Origin of the sequence: Bacteroides sp. An269 (genome assembly GCF_002159755.1) — a bacterium.
In the GTDB taxonomy this organism is placed as follows: domain Bacteria; phylum Bacteroidota; class Bacteroidia; order Bacteroidales; family Bacteroidaceae; genus Phocaeicola; species Phocaeicola intestinalis.
On sequence record NZ_NFJG01000107.1, the window covers coordinates 1 to 15,848 of the forward strand.

Below are 15,848 nucleotides of genomic sequence, written 5' to 3' on the forward strand. Positions count from 1 at the left end.
TTCCGCTCCTGTTCTTCGTCAGATAGCCCGCTATCTTCCTCATCACAGAAGCGAAAATGCCTCAAAAACTCATCCCAAATCATCGCACGATAAATTCAAAACAGCTTCTGAATTTATCAATCTGCGAAAATCCGCGTTGTTCTGCGTTTCCTTTATCTCATCCTTTTACTTCACCGTCAAGGTCTCGCCTGCGGTATAGCCGCTATACTCGGGAGCGTATGCCGACTGCACCGTAGCACTTCCTGCCTGATACGTTCCGGCACGGTCGATATAGACGGTATATTCCAACTGGTAGGTGCCCTTCTGCATCCGGTCGATAAAGAACGAAGTAGAAGCATCACGGCTTACCAAATAATAACCGATACCTCCGCTCCAGCTATATCCGGAGAGCTGCTGCTCGGGCTCCATACAGGCGGCACGCTCGTCTTTCACCTGAACGAAGTCCATATCGCGGTCTGCCGAAACAGTCAGACGCACCGTCACCTTATCGCCTACATGCAACTCGGCATTGCGCGAAAGGGCTTTTCCGTCACGATAAAGCGTACGTTCGATTTGCAGACCGGTTCCTTTCGAAGGCAATACCTTGTCCATATCCTCCAGGTATTGGGCATAAACGGCTCCCCATCCCAGTCCTTCACCGGTACGGCTGATACGGATGTCATCTGCCTCGGCATCGGTTCCGGTAAAGGTCTTCCGTGCATAGCCCAAGGCATCTTGCGGAGTCTGCCAGATAGTCTTGCCTACCGCAGCTTCCATGCTTCCGCCTTCACTCAGCGTATCGCTTCCCATACACAAGAAAGCATATACGGCATCAGCAGTCGAAACGGAACTTTCCCACACCTGCACCTGCTTCTGCTTCAAGAGCCATTGCTTCATGCCGTTCAGCATACTGGTGTCCGGCGCAATGCGGTAGATGGCTTCCATTGCCGCCACTTGAGCCGGAATCTTATAGCTTCGCCACGAATAGGCAGCTTTCGGCGTATCGAAATACAAGCCCATTTCTTCGGTGCCTACCAGATATTCCTTAATGGACTGTACCAATTCGGATGCCTGACCAGACTTGCCTGCCCCCTGCATCACCAGGGCAATCATTGCTTTCTCACAGATGGAATAGTCTGCCGAACGGTTTTCCAGTTTCGCAATGAAATAATCATTCACCTGTCCGTCGGCATGATTTGCCGCCAGCTTGTCAATAGCACATATATACAGATAATGTACAATCTGCCCGTCAGGCCATACAGTCAACTCATTCTCCGCTTCGTGCCGTTTCATCCGTTCGTATTCTTTCTGCGCCTCTTTTTTCAAGTAGTCGACAGCACGCACATACATGTTGCCCACGCCTTGGTCCAGCTTCACCTGCATGGCTTGCAGGCGTGCCAGCATCTCGACGATTTGGGTGGTAATATAACGGCTTCCTGTCATTCCTTTGTACCAGCTCCACGAACCGTCAGGCAGTTGCAAGGCTTCCAGTTTACCGATAGCTGTCTGCTGGCGGTTCGACATCGTATTCAGGTCGAAAAGCAAGGCAACGCGGCGTTTCTGTTCCGCTTCATCTGTCGCCTCGGCAACCCACGGTGTCTCGGCAAGCAAAAGGTTCTTCAGGTCCTGGTTGCGTTCCAGGTTGCTGAGCAAGGTTTCCTTCCCTGCTCCTTCAGCTTTCCACGTACGGAACACTTCTTCGATGCGCGGATTCGAACGGACGATGTGCGCAGCCAATGCATTGGCATAATATGCCGAAGCCCACGACAAGGCGTCTTCTTCCGAAGGATTTCCCATCACCGGAAGTGCCTGTACGGCATACCAGTCCGGATTGGCGGTCATCTCTACCGTCAGGCGTTTCTCTGTAGCGGTCTTGCTCTGCTTGTTGAACAATTCCTCGGCAGCTACCGATTTTGTTTCGGTTCCGTCCAGTTGTACAGGTACGGTTTCGGTCATCCATTGCTTATCGGTCAGTATAGGCAAATAATGTTGTTCCCCGTCGCTATATTCACCGGCTTCCGCTACGATTTTGCAAACCAGCACATCATAGGTTTCGGGCACTTCGAAAGTGAAATGCACCGTTCCCGTCTCGCCTTCACTTACCGAGAACGATTGCTTATCGTGTGCCACGACCTTTCCTGTAACCGGATCCGACCATTCAATGTGGGCGATTCCGGATACGGTTTCCATGGATAAGTTAACCAAAGAAGCCGCTATCACCGCACGGTCTCCCCTCCGGATAAAGCGCGGCAAGTTGGGCTGCACCATAAAGGGTTTCGAGGTCTGTACCGTATCAACCAACAAACCATAATCCATAGCCCGCGTATGGGCAAAGCCCAAGAAACGCCATTGGGTCAGGGCATCGGGCACGGTAAAGGAGACGCTCACATTGCCCAACGAATCGGTGCGCAGGTTGGGATAGAAGAAAGCCGTCTCGGCAAAATTCTCGCGCAAGGCAGGCATCGGCATTTGTTCTGCCTCCGCACTTCCTACACCCTTCACATCGGCGATGCTGATTTGTATTTCACCTCCACCTGCATCCCCTTTCTTCATTTGGAAACCGGGAGCCGGTGCAGCCATATCCGCCGCAACTGCGCCTTCCAATGCGCTCAGTTGTTTCACTTCTACCATTTCTTCCTGTACCATATTGGCACGGCTCATCATGATTCCCCTTATCCGAAAGCCTCCTAACCGTATCGAATAAAGCCTGCTATACTCGCCATAAAGCAAGTCGAAACCTTCGCCGGGGTAAGTTATCGGGAAATTGCCATACATGTGTACCCGCTGGAATGCCGAAGCGAAATCGGCACGCACGTACATCGCCCGGCGCGGGAACGAAAGCCCGAAACGCCAGTCGTGCTTGCGCAACACGTCCAAAGAAGCATCGTAGAGTGTAGCCATCAGGTTGGCTTCCGCCGGCATCCCCGAAGGACGGGTGATGTGCAGCGTCCAAGTCTCTTGTCCGCCCGGTTGCAGGCGGTCGCGGAACGTTTCCCATTTCATCACCAACCGCTTATCGGGCACGGGACGAGTCAGGAGCGACTGGTTGGTATACAGGTTTCCTTTGCGCATAAAGGTGAATGCTACGGTCACCGCATCGCCATACGCTTCACGATAAGGGAAACTGAACGCCTTGAGTTCCCTATCCAGCGTCACTTGCCGGGATTCGATACGCCGTTGCGCATCGTATACATCGATGAAGAGGCATACCCCTTCTTCGTTCGTGCCGATATAGAACGTGGGCGGCTCCTGGCTTCCGAAGCTATCGCCGTCCTGATAGAACCAGGCGGTTTCTTCTACCGGCGAGGTGCGGTCTGCCTTAGAGAAGAGCACGAAGTCCTGCTCTGCCGTGCAAGGGCGGCCCTTTTCATCTTGTGCCGAAACCTCTATGCGATACCTGCCCGAAGGCAATGCCCACACGCCCGAAGGCACAAACGATTGCATCGACTCTGCCTTGCCCTCGTAGCGCAAAGCACCTTTCTTGCCCTCCTTGTCCAAGGCATATACCTTGTATGCCACTTCCACCTGCACGGGCTGTCCGTTCAGGTTCATCGCCTGCACCTGGATGCGTTCCTGCTTTTCACGCATCACATTTGCGTTCAATCCCTTCAGTTGCAAGCCGAGGGTCTGCTCGCCGGCAGGCAAAGCCAGTTCGCCCTGACGGGTCTCGCCGGCACCGTCGGTCACATCCGCCGATACCTTATAAATATAATAGGTATGCTCCGCCTCGTAATCGGGTTCTGTCAGCCTGGCACAGATATAAAACTTGCCATCGGCATCGGTCTGCGTTTCGCCCGAAAGCAATTCTTCCGTTGCTCCTTGCCAGCGGAACCACGACATTTCGGTACGGACAACACGGTATTTCACCCGGGCATTGCGCACCGGAGCACCGGCATACGTCTTTGCCTCAGCCGATACCCGCACCGAATCGCCCATCGTATAGGCTTCCTTGTAAGGGTCGAACCGCACCTCGAAAGTAGGCCGTTTGTACTCGTCTACCTGAATCACCACCGACCGGTCATAACCTGACAGGTAATACTGGCCCGGAAGCAAATTATCGGGCAAGGCAAACTCGTGCGAGAAAACCCCGAACTCATCGGTACATACATCGGCTTCGCCCACATTCTGAGAGCCTCTGTAAAGCTTCAGTTTATCCTTGGCATACGAAGCCACATGGATGGAGTCTCCCTCCTGCCCGTATACCACACCCGATACATAAACCGTCTGTCCGGGACGGTACAACGAACGGTCGGTAAACAGGTCGGCTTGTTTCTTCCACCCTTCCGAAGCCACATCCACTATACCATTGTTTGTGCTCAACCGGGTGATAGCCATAAAGTCGTGCCCGGGCGTACGCACATTGTAATAAGCGCCGGTCCGTTTCGGCACTTCAAACGCCGTCCGTCCCTGCGCATCCGTCCGGTGCACGTTCCACAAGGCATAGTCTACCTTCGCATCGTAGATATTCAGCTGGTAGGTCACTATCTCCGCACCCGGAACAGGACGTCCTGTCAGGCGGTCTACGGCTATAAACTCATGTTGCCTGCCCTGTACCGGTAGCTCGATGGCTTGGTAGGGCGAGACAAACATCACCGCCGAAGCGATGCCTTTTTCCACTCCTTTCGGGATTTGCTTCAGCATATAGATGCCCTCGCCGGGCAATGTATAGCGCAACACGGTATCGCGCCGCTGGTAATCCTCCGTGGCGCGGAGGGCATAGAAGCGGCTGGAAACCTTCGTCCCGTATTGCTTGAGCAAGGCATCGCGGTCGGTCTCTTCGCGGAACTGGAGCTGTGCCGCCGTGGGTGCAAGGTTCAGGCGATAGAGTTCGAGCGTAACGCCTTCGATATTGGCATACGTCACGTTCGCATCGGTTTCGTAGTTCGGATAAAGGAAAGGGATATCCACGTTCAGCATCGGACGGGTGATGTAGTCTATCTGCCCCTGCAAGTCCTTTGCCCATTCGCCCTTGGAGTACTTCGCCAGCCCTTCGCGAGCCGTCTCCACAGCTTCTTTCAAGCGGTTGGCATCGCGGTAAGCCACCACCAGCTTCACGTATGCATCCGCACATGCAGGCTGGCCGGCATACGTGTCAATCAACCCGTGCAGGCTGGCAATAAGCTCATCATCCGTGAGGCGGTACGGTTTAAAATTGTCCATCCTCCGTTTCTGGAACCAGAGTTTCGCCACTTCGGTGAGCAGGGCAGCCTCCCGGTTCTGTGCTTGCTTATAATAATCTATCAGCCCGTCATACAGTTCCATGCACGCTTTCGCCTTGGGCAGGTGCGCCGGACTATACAGGGTGGACATCTGCTGGATAGCCGTACGGGTGAGCAAGTCCAGCATATTGTCATTGAAATACCGTTCGCTTTGCTTGCCCGATTCGGTCATCGGGCGGAACTCTTTGGCTGAAGTGCGTCCCAGCACCTCCTTGGGAGCCACCGAAGCACGGAAATAAGCGATAGCCGCCTCCATGCTGTCCGGTTCGTTTGCCATCATCCAAGAGCCCACAATGCTATGCAACACGGCACGCCCTACGGTATCTTTTTCCTCCTCCGCCCATTGCCTCAACGCCGCATATTCCACTTCGGCGCTATCGGGCGTAAGCGAAACCTGCTGGGAAGCCCGCACCAAGTGCGCCTTCATCAGCTGAGGCAGGTTGCGTTCTGCTTTCGCTTTTGCATAAATCTTCCCTGCCGTAGCGATGACCGACTTAGGCAGGTCTTTCTTCTGATACATTTCCACTTCTTTCCATAGCTGGTCGTAGCTCTGTGCCAGCACCGGAAAGGGCAGCATGCCGATAAATATCACCATCAGCACCTGCAATAGTCTGTTCGTCTCCATATGGTTTTCGTTTGGTTTTTCTAAAGTAACGAAATATTTCCCAAACTCCTGCATCAGTATCCATTAAAATAAACAAAAAACGGAAGAAAAAGCCCATAGGCACCCTTCTCCCGTCTGCTTGCGTAAGGAATATCGTCTGCAAAAATCCAACCAACTATATGCGTCCGGACACGCAAACATTATCTCAGCTAGTTTTATTGCAATGAAACAAAAGTTTCAGTGCACTGAAACCAGCGATGAAAGGGCATGTGTTGCGCAACGGAACAAACCAATCCGTTGAAGGGAGCCGATTACAGCACACGGATGACACAGGCAAATGCCGTGTCATCCGTGTATTAACCTGCGTGCCATGCTGATTTATCCGGCAGCAGTTCTTGGCAAAAGCGTTTTATTTTCTGAAATCGAACATCAGGTTCAAGTGCAAGCCTTCGTCTCCACTCTTGATGCGGATATTGCCCGGCTGGCTGTTCGGTCCCTGCTGTTCGATAGGCTTGAACGACCATATTGCCGGAATATCCAGCAAGAACGAAATATCACCTTCAGGGAAAGCAGGCATAATCTTCTTTTTCCTGCCTGCTTCTGCCGGCGTAAAGATGCGGTAGAAAATACCATCGTTACGCGAATAGACCGTAAACGGTGTCGTATCGCTCTCCAGCGTTGCCCAATACATATTGGCATGGAATCCCTTAAACTCCGGATAAACCAGGTTTTCATAACTCTCGCCGGTCACGGTATTGTTGTAATCCTTGTGCCAGATGTCGTAATTGGTGCCCGGTATGCGGTTCTTCCATACGCGGTACGGGCCACGTCCCATCCATTTCATGCCTGTACATTGCGTCTCAGGGTAAGAGAAGGTCAAGCCCAGATTGTACACTTTGGTATCCATAAAGGCATCATCGAAACCACCTCCTCCCGAAGCACGGTTCAGCAGGATAGCATCCATATAAAGCAAACCCTGGTCGGTGAGGCGCCATACGATAGAATCTACACCACCTTTATACTTGGCACAGAACACGGCACCATCGGCGGCACGGCGCACATAGCTCTCCGCCGCCTCGAAACGCATCTTCATACCCACTGCTACCGGACCGTCTTTGAAAGGTATCTCCTTATCGCCCGAAAGCACACGGGTAATCATACCCGTCGCAGCATCGAAGGTGACGCTTACCTGCTCGCTCCGCAAAGTAAACGCATTATCTTCTTTCACCGCCTCGGCAGGGCGAACGGCTTGCAAGGTCATCGGTGTAGAAGCAAGGTGACGCTCGAAATAGGGTTTTGCAAAATGAATGGGATAAGTCCAGGTACACATGCTATGTCCGTCCTTATCAAAAGCCTCCAGCTTCAGGACATCTCCTTCACGAAAAGCATCGGGAAGCGCAAAGCGTGCCTTACCTGTTTCGCCGGGATTGAGTGAAGGAAGCTGTACATCACCACTTGCCAGCACAACGGAAGCCCCACCTCCCTGCAAAGGAGTAGGACAAGCCAGCACACTGTATGTCATCCGGCATTCCTTCAGATTGGTATAGGTGTATTCGTTGGTCAGGAAAAACGACCCGTCGAAATGCGGCGTAATCATCAGCGGTTTCAACTGAATGGGAGACCATTGTGCCCGGATAGCATAAAAGCTTCCTTCTTTCTCACGGCGCGGTCCCACAATACCATCCGGCGCATTGGAGCCATCCGAATCCAGAATGCCACCCTTATCGGTGCGCTTGGGAGCCTCATCACTGAACACCCAGATAAAACCTCCGGCAAACAACGGATTGGTGCACCAGCGGTCCCAAAAGTCACGCAAGCCAGCCCCACCTCCCTGGTCGTACATGGCATGCATGAACTCGGTGGGCATAAACACTTTATAACCGTTGGTAAAGCGTCCTACTCCGGTCAGGTAAGCCGGATAATGGTGCGTATCCAAATCGTTGAAGTCTGCCCACGGATGAATGACGTGACGCTTCTGGAAGGGGTCGTGCTTGGCAAACTCACCATCATTGTTCACGTTCCATCCGCCCTCATTACCGTTGCTCCATATAACGATGGAAGGATGATTCACATCGCGTTCTACCATTTCCTTTATCAGTTTGGCACCGATTTTCGTATCATAATGCCCGTGCCAGCCGGAAAGCTCGTCAATGTAGACCAATCCAAGCGAATCACACATATCCAGGAAGTGTTCATCGGGCGGATAGTGCGAACGCACGGCATTCATGTTCATCTCCTTAATCAACAAAGCATCCTGACGGCTCATATCGGCACTGGTGGTACGTCCGCCGTCTACCGAAAACGAATGACGGTTGACACCTTTCACTACCAGCCGCGTACCGTTCAGGTAAAGCCCGTCTTGTGGAAAAAACTCTACGGTACGGAAACCTACACGCTCCTCGCGTGTCTGCACCACTTTGCCGGCAGGGTCTTTCAGTTCCATGTGTGCCACGTAAAGATTAGGTGCCTCGGTAGACCACGTCTTAACATTTGCCCACGCACCTTCCACCTGCTGCTCGGTGCCTGCACCGGAAATGCGGAACGTAAGCTGTTCTTTTCCATCGGCCGTCAACAAGGGCTTCCCATCTTTCAATCCCCGCATAGAAACGGTCCATTCGTAACCTGAAGCATCGGCACTCATCCGCAACGAAGCCCGGAAAGTTCCGTCGGCCTGTGCATCCAAGACATAATGGTCGACCGACACGGCAGGCAGAACTTCCAGCCATACCGGACGGTAAATGCCTCCGTACAGCCACCAGTCGGCACGGCGTTCGGCTGCATTGACCGACTTGTCCGCCGATTCTTTCGCCACCTTGACTTCCAGGGTATTCTTTTTGCCCGGTTTCAGAAGTCCGGTTATATCATAGCTGAACCGATAGAAAGCTCCTTGGTGGATGTCCCCGGCAGACTGACCGTTGATTTTCACCTCGGCATCGGTCATCACCCCATCAAAAAACAGTTTGACCCGTTCGCCTTCTTTCCACTTCGGCGCCTTGAACTGATAACGGTAAGTACCGGTCTCCTCACTAGGCTTAGCACCCTTGATGGTATAAAAACGTCCGTAAGTATAGTTGCCAAAACCCTGTAATTCCCAACACGAAGGCACTTCAATCGGTTTCCATTTCCCCGAATTCTGTCCTTCTGAACAAAAGAATTCCCACGTACGGGTATCATCAACTCCTGTCCCCGACAGGTAAATGCGTTCGGGATGAGGAGCCTGAGCCTGCAATGCCATGCCGCCACACAGGCAGCAGGCAAAGAAAGCTTGTCGAAAAATGTTGTTTCTCATGCTAGCTTTTATATTACTTGTTAATGAATGGTCACCATCGTTGCCCCGAATCCGTATTCGCGGAACGAAGCGTCCTGGCTGGAGTAGTTCTTATATTTGCGCTTCAACTCATCCAAGATGGCACGGCGCAACACGCCATCTCCTTTACCGTGGATAAAGACGATGCGCTGCCCTTTCTTGTTCTTGTATTCGTTCAGTGTCTTGTGAAACACATCCAACTGGTAGTTCAGCATCTCGCTATTGCTCATTCCGTTCGTATCATCCAGCAACTCATGGATATGCAAGTCAACTTCCACAATGTCGTTCTTCACCTTGGGCTGGTGCTTTTTCGGTACCTTTGGCTGGTCGGGCACGGTTTTCTGCAACAAAGCTTCCCGGATGTCATCGGCCGAAACAAAGACCTGCTTTACGGATTCATCATCACGCACGACATCATACATCAAGGCCGGTTCGGCAAAAAAATCGGTCTGCTGGAATGTATGAAGCTTGTAGAATTTCACGGTATCGACACGCAACTCCATCGATACGGCATTTTTCAGCAGGAAAGTACGGTCGTCTTTATATGCCAACAACTGTACAGCCACATGCTCCATGCCGTTCAGTGCAGACTTATCAAATTCTTCCAGATGCTGTTTCATATTGGGAGCCACCGTACCCCGGCTTCGTAACGTCCAGCTCTTGCCTTCGGCGGACAGATACAGGTAATCGATGAAATAATTGCTGTCGTTTACCAGATAGGCATCAAAGGCCGTTGCCGAGATTGCTTTTACATCCTGTGGCACGTATGCCAGATATACATTCAGCACATCATTCCCTTTTATTTCAGGTGCCCGGTAAGTAATGGGTTTTTCCTCTTCTTCAGGCTCCTCTTCCACCTCCGGAGCTCCCTGCTTCTTACCGGTCTTCAACGGGATATTATAATCATCAGTCTGTATCACCACGCATTCTTTTACCAGCATCGGTATCTCGAATCCGTCTTCATCCTCTACCAAGGCTATGTCTTTACCTTGAAAACCTTTCACGATTCCGCCTCCTACTTCGCTCAGGAAACGTACTTTATCTCCTATTTTCATATCGCTTGTCTTTTTTTATGAATTGTCACACAAAGGTAGAAAAATTATTCATTCGATTAACAATTCACATACTTTTGCCCCTATTTTTACGTTTTCTTTACTTGCAAATTCGAATTTTTCTTGATAACTTGCCTTTGATTTTTCAACCAAGCTCTATTTTAATATATAATAAAGGAGGCTATTATGAAAAAAGTATTGAAAATCGCAGGCATCACACTAGGCGTGCTCCTGATTCTGATTTTGGTTCTTCCATTTGCTTTTCAAGGAAAAATAGAAAAACTTGTCAAGCAAGAAGGCAACAAAATGCTGAATGCACAATTCGACTTCAGTGCATTGGACATCAGTCTGATACGCAATTTCCCGTCGGCTTCAATCACCCTGGAAGACTTCTGGCTGAAAGGAGCGGGCGAATTTCAAAACGATACGCTGATTCAGGCGGGCGAGCTGACCGCAGCCGTCAACCTGTTTTCACTCTTCGGAAACAGCGGATACGATATATCCAAAATCATCATCGAAGATACCAAAGTGAAAGCCATCGTCCTGGAGAACGGACACCCCAACTGGGACGTAATGAAGCCATCTGCCGACACAACCGATACGGAAGAAACCCCAACCGAAAGCGCACCGATACGCATCAAGCTGCAAAAACTTTCGATAAAAGACCTTTCCGTAAGCTACGATGACCGGCAGGGAGGCATGTATGCAGCCATCAACCACCTGAATGCCACATGTTCGGGCGATTTCGGTAGCGAACGTACCACGGTAGACCTGAGTATGGAAACTCCTTCGCTCACCTACCGCACCGGAGGCATCCCCTTCCTGAACAAAGCACGGCTGGAAGCCGATATGAATGTAGATGCCGATTTTGCCAACAACAAGTATACGCTGAAAGACAATACCATCAGCCTGAACGCCATTCAAGTAAACATTGACGGATGGGCAGCCATGCAAAAGAACGGTATCGGCATGGACATGAAACTGAATACAAACGAAGTGGGATTCAAGGAACTGCTTTCGCTTATCCCTGCCATCTATGCCAAAGACTTCCAAGACCTGAAAACGGACGGCAAAGCAAGTCTTACGGCATTTGCCAAAGGTATCCTGGGACAAGACCAAGTACCGCAGTTTGAAGTCGCGCTGGACGTAAAAGACGGAATGTTCCGCTATCCTTCCCTGCCTGCCGGTGTGGAAAACATAAACATCGCCGCCAATGTGAAGAATGCAGGGGGAAACATCGATGCAACGGAAATAACAGTCAGCCCCTTCGATTTCGTATTGGCTGGTAATCCGTTCAGCCTGAAAGCCTCGGTAAAAACACCGATGAGCGACCCAGACCTGCAAGCCTCAGCCCAAGGGACACTCGACCTGGGCAAGATAAAGGAAGTCTATCCACTGGAAGATATGACCCTGAACGGCACCATTCAAGCCGACATGAACCTTGCCGGAAAACTTTCGTACATCGAAAAAGAACAATACGGCCAGATGAAAGCGGCAGGCAGCATCCGGCTGAACAACATGAAGCTGAACCTACAGGATATGCCGGCCATTGACATCCAACGTTCTACCTTCAGCTTCTCGCCTCGCTACCTGCAACTGAGCGAAACGACCATCAACATCGGACAGAACGACCTGACCGTAGACAGCCGCTTCGAAAACTACCTGGGATATGCATTGAAAGGCTCCACATTGAAAGGAAACCTCAACATCAGCAGCAACCACATTCATGTAAACGACTTCATCAGCAGCGATACAACAACCGTACAGGCCCCGGAAACCCATGATAGCACAACCGTTTCCTCTTCGGAAGCCGGTGTTATCCGTATTCCGGAAAACATCGACTTCACCATGCAGGCAAACCTGAAAGAAGTTTTGTTCGACAAGATGAAACTGGAAACGGTAAGCGGTGTACTGACCGTAAAAAACGGTACCGTCGACATGCGTAACCTTTCTTTCAACACCATGGGAGGAAGCATTACGGCAAACGGTGCCTACTCAGCCCCCAAAGGAGTACAACCGCACCTGAACGCCGGATTCGACATGAAAGGCATCGGATTCGCCCAAGCATACGAAGAACTGGGACTGGTACAACAACTGGCACCTATCTTTTCCGGACTGAAAGGCAACTTCTCGGGCAACTTGAAAATAAACACGCCACTTGATGAGAAAATGAGTCCGGTCATGCAACAAGTACAAGGCAGCGGAAGCCTGTCGACCAAAGACCTGAGCCTGAGCGATGTGAAATTTATCAACCAGGTAGCCGACATCGTAAAGAAACCCTCGATGAAAGATATCCAAGTGAAAGACCTGAACCTCGATTTCGAGATAGCCGACGGAAGAGTCACCACCCAGCCATTCGATTTAAAACTGGGTGATTATACCATGAACCTTTCCGGCTCTACCGGACTGGACCAGACCATCGACTACACCGGCAAGATAACCTTGCCTTCAGGAGGTATCGGCTCGAAACTGGGAACCGTAGACATGACCATCGGCGGAACCTTTACCTCGCCCAAAGTAGGCATCGACATGGCGAGCCTTGCCAAAAACGCTGCAGAACAAGCCTTAAAAGGACTGGTAAAAGGAAATGACGAAAACGGTGAAGAAACAAAAGAAAAAGAATCGGTCATCGACAAGGCACTCAACCTGTTCAAGAAAAAGAAATAAGACCAGGCACAAAGCCTGAAACGGCAAAAGCCGATGCGCATCCCTGCGTATCGGCTTTTCCGAATTACTAATTAAGTAAAATGCACGACAGGAACGCTTTCCCGTCTTTTTTGATAGAGATATTATCGAAGGGGATTTCTATTCCCTTCTTTCTTATAACACTTCCGGGACTGAAATTGTTTTCAACCATATAAAAAAATATGAATTGGCATTTTGCGGACATTCATTTATCTTAATACACCAGGCAAACGTTATCCACCCACAGTGTATTGCCCGGCGAACCGACAAAGGCACCGCCCAGACTGGACGTAAACTGCAGAATGAGATGAGTAGGTGTTTCATCGGCATCCGCCCATCCGTTTTCCTGAATCAAGACACTCTCACCCTTGCTATTGCGTGCATGATAATTGCCCACACCCAGTTTCATCAGTTCGGCATCGTAATAAGAAGTATGCGATATATCTCCGTAATGAATATCATAAGTCGCCTTGTTGCGCCAGCCTTCAGTCTGCTGATAACGGATAACCGCCGTACCGATACGCTTGGCTATGATATTGCCCTCGGCATCCTCAGTGCGCTTCTGAAGCAAGCAGGTCATAATGGCACAGTCTTGCCCCGGAACAGTGCTTTTCCGGCTGAATCCCGTCTGACGGATGCGGTTCGGCTCACCCGACATTTTTACCTTGTAATCGTAACGGATAGCTTTGGGACGGGAATTAAAACGTACGCCCATATTCAAGGCTTTCTCGCCTTCCTTCGTTCCGGTGATAGGTTCTTTCATATCGCCCAGGAACAAGGAGCCGGAAGCCAGCACCGTGATATTCACCACTCCCAAAACCTTGACACTTTCGATATGCGTTTCCAGACGGGCACAATAGCCCCCTCCCCTCTGTTCGGGATAAACACTGGTATTGGTCTTGACAATCCCCATCACCTTTGCCATAACATTGGAATTTCCCCACGGCGAACCTCCCTGGTTCACATACGGGGTATTCCCATCCAGTTCTTTCACAGGCCCTACTTCATAAAGCAGTTTCGTATCGCCGCCAATAATACCCGATTCGTGAATCTTGCGCGTAATCCACTGGTCCATATCACCATATTTCAGAGGAACGACTTTCTCCTGCGCATTCATAAAAAGAGGAAATGCCATCGCCAGCACTCCGAACATCCATTTCATCTTTCTCATGTATTATTCTACCTTATTTTAATTTGCGGGCAAAGTTACAAAAAAAAGCGATAGCCAAAAGGCTACCGCTCTAAATCTGAATTATCGGATATTATTTCCGGTCTATTTACTATTTGGCATAAAGCAGCCACGCACCCTGGAAATCCTTGCGGTCGGGATACTTGGCTTTAAAAGCGTCGCGGGCAGCCGAAGCCTCTTCGTGTGTATCATAAGAAGCCACAATGACGCGGTACATATTCTTTTCAGCATTATATACCACCTTGGCATTATACCCTTCGCCATCCATCTGCCCTTTCAGACCATCGGCGTTTGCCTTGATACCGAAACTTCCGCATACCACACTGTATGCCTTCAGCCCGTCACCCGAAACCAGTTCTACCTTTTCTTCACGGACCGGCGCCGTAGTCACAGGGGCAGGAGTTGTAGGAGCAGGAGTAACAGGAGCTACCGGAGCAACTGTCTCTGCCGGAGCCTCACTGGTTGCGGCTTCTGCCAATTCTTGTTGTTTCGCTTTTTCATAAGCCTTTTTATAAGCACTTTCGCTTGACTTACAGGATGAGAATGCCAAAGCTACACACAATCCCATTCCCAATACAACAACTTTCTTCATTTGTCTTGAATTTATAAATTTAACTTTTCCGTTTCTTCTCGTTTTATTTTTTGCAAAAGTAGCAATATCTCCCTAGTCTTGCTATTAAAATCTGTTAATAATGCAAGATATTATGGGATTTGTCAAATATTTCGTCCAAAAATGATGCATTATAATCAGAATTTTCTTAGATTTGTAAGCGTAATAACTAAAAAAACGTTTTGATATGAAAGCATTGAATGTAGTAGCTGCATTCTTGGGTGGGATTGCCATTGGTGCAGCAGCAGGTATTTTATTTGCTCCGGAAAAGGGTGCCGACACACGTAACAAAATAGCTGAGCTTTTGCGTAAAAAAGGTATCCGTCTGAACCGTGAAGAAATGGATGATTTGGTTGACCAAATCGCATCAGAAGTAAAAGATGCCGACTAATCATGAGCATGAACTTCAAGAGGGTGTGGTAAAAGGAAAATTTTAGCACACCCTCTTTTTTAAACCTCCAGAAACTATGTTTGCTAACGACAAAAGCATTGACAACCTGCAAGACCTCTTCAAGGAATTCAGGAAATACCTTGAACTGCAAGGACAATACCTCCGGCTGGAAGCGATAGAAAAACTCACCATCCTGCTCTCTACACTGATTCTGATTTTCATCCTGGTGACCGTAGGAGTGATGGCTCTTTTCTATTTCTCGTTCATGCTGGTATATGTACTTGCCACCGCCGTGGGAAGCCTGATAGCGGGCTACGCCATTGTAGGCATCCTGCTGATTGCGGTAGCCCTACTCATCTATCGCTTCCGCGTACCACTTATCTTCCAGCCGATGGTCAATTTCCTGGCACGGCTATTTTTGGATGACACAAAGAAAACAGAACCATGAACAATCTACCACCGAACCATTATACCCTGGAAATGATCCGCCAGCAACGGATAGATAAAAAAAAGGAAATCCTCCAGTCAAAAGAACAGATGCTCCACCTTGCCCATCAACTCTTTGCCCCCCCACAAAGCAAAAACAAATTTGAAGGGATGATGCAACATGTCAACATGGGCATCGCCGCCTACGACGGACTGATGACAGGCATCAAAGTATTACGCCGCGTACGTGCTTTCTTCGGAAGTGGCAAAAGAAAAAGATACTAAGAAGCTGTTTTGAATTTCTCCAAAAAGTTTTTCTTGGCTTGATGTATCTGTTTTCGTGTGTGCTTTGGGCGATTTTTTGGTCCTTTTCGCTCCTGTTCTTC

Annotated in this window: 10 protein-coding genes; 5 read left to right on the top strand and 5 right to left on the bottom strand. The window is 50.0% G+C overall.

Annotation, left to right across the window (positions count from 1 at the left end; all coding sequences use genetic code 11):
* Positions 1–199 (top strand): hypothetical protein (locus B5F71_RS20805; RefSeq protein ID WP_206423851.1); only part of this gene is annotated, 199 nt, incomplete at its 5' end.
* On the opposite strand, the gene B5F71_RS15700 is transcribed toward B5F71_RS20805, so the two are convergent.
* The 3 genes from B5F71_RS15700 to B5F71_RS15710 form a co-directional block, all read right to left on the bottom strand.
* Positions 166–5,823, bottom strand: coding sequence for an alpha-2-macroglobulin family protein (locus tag B5F71_RS15700; RefSeq protein WP_087212125.1), 5,658 nt, complete (start codon positions 5,821–5,823; stop codon positions 166–168). The two genes, B5F71_RS20805 and B5F71_RS15700, sit on opposite strands and share 34 nt — an antisense overlap.
* Positions 5,824–6,211: 388 nt before the next feature.
* Complete coding sequence (locus tag B5F71_RS15705) at positions 6,212–9,091, bottom strand: glycoside hydrolase family 2 (protein WP_022038735.1); 2,880 nt, start codon at positions 9,089–9,091, stop codon at positions 6,212–6,214.
* Between the two features lie 20 nt (positions 9,092–9,111).
* Positions 9,112–10,164: a DUF2027 domain-containing protein gene (locus tag B5F71_RS15710; RefSeq protein ID WP_022038736.1), complete on the bottom strand. Its 1,053-nt coding sequence runs from the start codon at positions 10,162–10,164 to the stop codon at positions 9,112–9,114.
* A 183-nt stretch (positions 10,165–10,347) separates the two neighbouring features.
* On the opposite strand from B5F71_RS15710, the gene B5F71_RS15715 reads away from it, so the two are divergent.
* Positions 10,348–12,828 (top strand): AsmA-like C-terminal region-containing protein, encoded by a 2,481-nt coding sequence (locus tag B5F71_RS15715; protein WP_087212128.1) that lies wholly within the window; start codon positions 10,348–10,350, stop codon positions 12,826–12,828.
* 232 nt (positions 12,829–13,060) lie between these two features.
* Here B5F71_RS15715 and B5F71_RS15720 read toward each other — a convergent pair whose 3' ends face one another.
* Both B5F71_RS15720 and B5F71_RS15725 read right to left on the bottom strand, forming a co-directional pair.
* Entirely contained in the window at positions 13,061–14,008 is a 948-nt protein-coding gene (locus B5F71_RS15720) for a PCMD domain-containing protein (protein WP_087212130.1), read from the bottom strand.
* A gap of 118 nt (positions 14,009–14,126) precedes the next feature.
* Entirely contained in the window at positions 14,127–14,627 is a 501-nt protein-coding gene (locus B5F71_RS15725; protein WP_022038739.1) for an SPOR domain-containing protein, read from the bottom strand.
* Positions 14,628–14,832: 205 nt separating this feature from the next.
* Here B5F71_RS15725 and B5F71_RS15730 point away from each other — a divergent pair, with 205 nt between their 5' ends.
* The 3 genes from B5F71_RS15730 (at position 14,833) to B5F71_RS15740 (ending at position 15,747) form a co-directional block, all read left to right on the top strand.
* Positions 14,833–15,036, top strand: coding sequence for a YtxH domain-containing protein (locus tag B5F71_RS15730; RefSeq protein ID WP_087212133.1), 204 nt, complete (start codon positions 14,833–14,835; stop codon positions 15,034–15,036).
* Positions 15,037–15,112: 76 nt separating this feature from the next.
* Positions 15,113–15,484: a phage holin family protein gene (locus tag B5F71_RS15735; RefSeq protein ID WP_087212136.1), complete on the top strand. Its 372-nt coding sequence runs from the start codon at positions 15,113–15,115 to the stop codon at positions 15,482–15,484.
* A complete protein-coding gene (locus tag B5F71_RS15740; RefSeq protein WP_022038742.1) occupies positions 15,481–15,747 on the top strand; it encodes a hypothetical protein in 267 nt (88 codons plus the stop codon). The genes B5F71_RS15735 and B5F71_RS15740 overlap by 4 nt, the downstream gene beginning before the upstream one ends.
* The last annotated feature ends 101 nt before the right edge of the window (positions 15,748–15,848 follow it).